This window comes from Pseudoalteromonas sp. ESRF-bin5 (genome assembly GCF_002632075.1).
In the GTDB taxonomy this organism is placed as follows: Bacteria; Pseudomonadota; Gammaproteobacteria; order Enterobacterales; family Alteromonadaceae; genus Pseudoalteromonas; species Pseudoalteromonas marina.
Genome location: NZ_NTLW01000009.1, coordinates 1 through 3,094, shown reverse-complemented (window position 1 = coordinate 3,094; position 3,094 = coordinate 1). Strand labels below are relative to the sequence as shown.

The 3,094-nt window shown below is 43.5% G+C and carries 2 protein-coding genes; both read left to right on the top strand.

The features are described 5' to 3' along the window. Window positions 1-2,799: carbamoyl-phosphate synthase large subunit (carB, locus tag BCG07_RS00100; RefSeq protein ID WP_286887910.1), on the top strand; the 2,799-nt coding region annotated here is incomplete at its 5' end. 47 nt (window positions 2,800-2,846) lie between these two features. Next, the coding region (gene greA / locus BCG07_RS00095) for a transcription elongation factor GreA (protein ID WP_286887908.1) at window positions 2,847-3,094 on the top strand (248 nt) is incomplete at its 3' end.

Below are 3,094 nucleotides of genomic sequence, written 5' to 3'. Positions count from 1 at the left end.
CTTGAGTGTCCTCGTGCAGAGATAGCACACTCAATGGAAGAAGCTAAAGATACAATGAGCCGCATAGGCTTACCGTGTATCATTCGTCCTTCTTTCACCATGGGTGGCACCGGTGGCGGTGTTGCTTACAACATGGAAGAGTTTGAAGAAATTTGTGAGCGTGGTTTAGACCTGTCACCTACTAACGAATTACTAATTGATGAATCACTGATTGGTTGGAAAGAGTACGAAACAGAAGTTGTTCGTGACAAAAAAGACAACTGTATTATTGTTTGTACTATTGAAAACTTTGACCCAATGGGCGTGCACACAGGTGATTCAATCACTGTTGCACCAGCGCAAACGTTAACCGACAAAGAATACCAAATTATGCGTAATGCCTCTATGGCAGTACTGCGTGAGATTGGTGTTGAAACCGGTGGCTCTAACGTACAATTTGGTATTAACCCTAAAGATGGCCGTATGGTTATCATTGAGATGAACCCACGTGTATCGCGCTCATCGGCACTAGCCTCTAAAGCAACGGGTTTCCCAATTGCTAAAATTGCAGCAAAACTTGCAGTAGGCTACACGCTTGACGAACTTCAAAACGATATCACTGGCGGTAAAACACCAGCCTCTTTTGAGCCTTCAATTGATTACGTTGTAACTAAAATACCTCGCTTTAACTTTGAGAAATTTGCCGGTGCTAACGACCGTTTAACCACGCAAATGAAATCAGTTGGCGAAGTAATGGCAATTGGTCGTAACCAACAAGAGTCATTGCATAAAGCATTACGTGGTCTTGAAGTTGGCGCAACGGGTTTTAATCCAATTGTTGCACTTGATGACCCTAAGGCAAAAGAAAAAATCATCCGTGAATTACGTGAGCCAGGCGCTGAGCGTATTTGGTACATTGCAGATGCAATGCGACACGGTATGAGCGTTGAAGACGTTTACGAGCTGACTAAAGTTAACCGCTGGTTCTTGGTTCAAATTGAAGACATTTTAAAAGATGAGGCAAGAATCGCTGAAGGCGGAATGGCTGGCCTTAATGCAGATTTTTTACGCAAGCTTAAGCGTAAAGGCTTTGCCGACCCGCGTATTGCTGAAATTGCTGGTGTGTCAGAAGCTGAAATTCGTAAAAAACGTCATCAGCTAAATATTGTGCCAGTGTACAAGCGTGTAGATACGTGTGCTGCAGAATTTAGTTCAGACACCGCTTACATGTACTCATCGTATGATGAAGAGTGTGAAGCTAACCCAACAGACAAAGATAAAATCATGGTTATTGGTGGCGGTCCTAACCGTATCGGCCAAGGTATTGAATTTGATTACTGTTGTGTACATGCTGCGCTTGCACTTCGTGACGACGGTTACGAAACCATCATGGTTAACTGTAACCCCGAAACTGTATCTACCGATTACGATACATCTGATCGACTTTACTTTGAGCCAATTACGCTTGAAGACGTACTAGAAATTGTACGTGTTGAAAAGCCAAAAGGTGTTATCGTGCAGTACGGTGGTCAAACACCACTTAAACTAGCACGTGAGCTAGAAGCCAATGGCGTGCCAGTAATTGGTACTTCACCAGATGCGATTGACCGTGCAGAAGACCGTGAGCGCTTCCAACAGTTAGTAGAGCGTTTAGACTTACTGCAGCCAGAAAACGCAACGGTTACATCAACTGAAGAAGCTATTTTAAAATCAGCTGAAATTGGTTTCCCGCTGGTTGTTCGCCCATCATATGTATTAGGTGGCCGTGCAATGGAAATTGTATACGACGAAGACGATTTACGCCGTTACATGACCGAAGCGGTTCAAGCTTCAAATGAAGCACCTGTTTTATTAGACCACTTCCTAGATAACGCAATTGAAGTTGACGTTGACGCAATATGTGACGGCGAGCAAGTAATCATTGGCGGTATTATGGAACACATTGAGCAAGCTGGTGTTCACTCTGGTGACTCTGCCTGTTCATTACCAGCACATTCTTTATCGCAAGAAGTGCAAGATGTAATGCGCAAGCAAGTAACCGATATGGCTCTTGAACTGGGTGTTGTAGGCTTAATGAATACACAGTTTGCAGTAAAAGATGGCAAAGTGTATTTAATTGAAGTTAACCCACGTGCTGCGCGTACGGTTCCATTTGTATCTAAAGCCACCGGCGTTGCACTTGCAAAAGTAGCTGCACGTTGTATGGCGGGCCAATCTTTAGCAAGCCAAGGCATTACTAAAGAAATTATCCCTCCTTACTACAGCGTTAAAGAAGTGGTTTTACCGTTTGCTAAGTTCCAAGGTGTAGACCCTATCCGTGGCCCAGAAATGCGCTCAACAGGTGAAGTAATGGGTGTTGGTGATACTTTCGCCGAAGCATTCGCAAAAGCACAATTAGGTGCAAGCAATACTTTACCACGCGGTGGTCGCGCGTTATTATCTGTTCGTAATAGCGATAAGTCACGTATTGTTGAATTAGCTAAAATCATGACTGAGTTAGGTTTTGAATTAGACGCAACAGGTGGCACAGCCAAAGCGCTTGAAGAAGCGGGTATTAACGTTCGTCGCGTAAACAAAGTTTACGAAGGTCGTCCACATATTCTTGATTACATTAAGAATAAAGAATACAGCTATATCGTTAATACCACCGAAGGTCGCCAAGCGATCGAAGATTCGAAGGTGTTACGTCGTGGTGCATTGCAAAATAAAACCAATTATACGACTACCTTGAACGCGGCATTCGCTAACTGTACTGCTAACAAAGCAGATGACCGCAGTAAAGTGGCGTCAGTTCAAGAGCTACACCTGCGATTGAACTAAGGAAATGTACCAAGGCCTAATTAGGCCTTGGTGTTAAGTGAGAAAATATGCAAACAATTCCGATGACAGTTCGTGGCGCAGATTTACTGCGTAAAGAGCTTAACGAATTAAAAACAGTTACCCGTCCTAAAATCATCGCTGATATTGCTGATGCGCGTGAACACGGTGACTTAAAAGAAAACGCTGAGTACCACGCTGCGCGTGAGCAACAGGGTTTTTGTGAAGGTCGTATTCAAGAAATTGAAGCTAAACTTTCAAATGTTCAAATAATCGACGTAACTAAAATGCCTAACAC